Raw genomic sequence first — 334 nt, 5'->3', positions numbered from 1 at the left:
GCGATACCAGTCGACGCCGAGTTCCGGCCGTTCGAGTGCGAACAATTCGACCACGCAGCCGAATTCGAAAGTGCAGAGCCGATCGTAGGCAAGCGCGACGACGAGATGATTGTGCATGGCGCGATGTTACCGGAACTTGTCGATCGCGCCACTGCCGGAAAACCGGCGCGCACGCGATACTGGCCTCGTTGCGGCGCATTCCGCGCCGCCTGCTCAGGAGCGCATTTCATGTCATATGTCACCGACGTCCCGGCCGCCGACAGCGCAAGCGCCGCCACGCATTTCGAAGCGTCGCTGCGGTTCGAAACCGATTGCTGGGACGTGCACGACGCGC

At 63.2% G+C, this 334-nt stretch carries 2 pseudogenes; one reads left to right on the top strand and one right to left on the bottom strand.

Annotation, left to right across the window (positions count from 1 at the left end):
- Nucleotides 1-117: pseudogene (locus tag SB816_RS30450) on the bottom strand (AraC family transcriptional regulator); the annotation flags it as partial.
- Between SB816_RS30450 and SB816_RS30445 the strand changes: the two are divergent.
- Nucleotides 112-334: pseudogene (locus SB816_RS30445) on the top strand (rhodanese-like domain-containing protein); the annotation flags it as partial. The pseudogenes SB816_RS30450 and SB816_RS30445 sit on opposite strands and share 6 nt — an antisense overlap.

It is taken from the genome of Achromobacter sp. SIMBA_011, from assembly GCF_046535435.1.
Lineage (GTDB): Bacteria > Pseudomonadota > Gammaproteobacteria > Burkholderiales > Burkholderiaceae_B > Achromobacter > Achromobacter dolens.
Note: the sequence above shows the minus strand (reverse complement) of the source record. Positions and strands in the feature narration are given on the sequence as shown.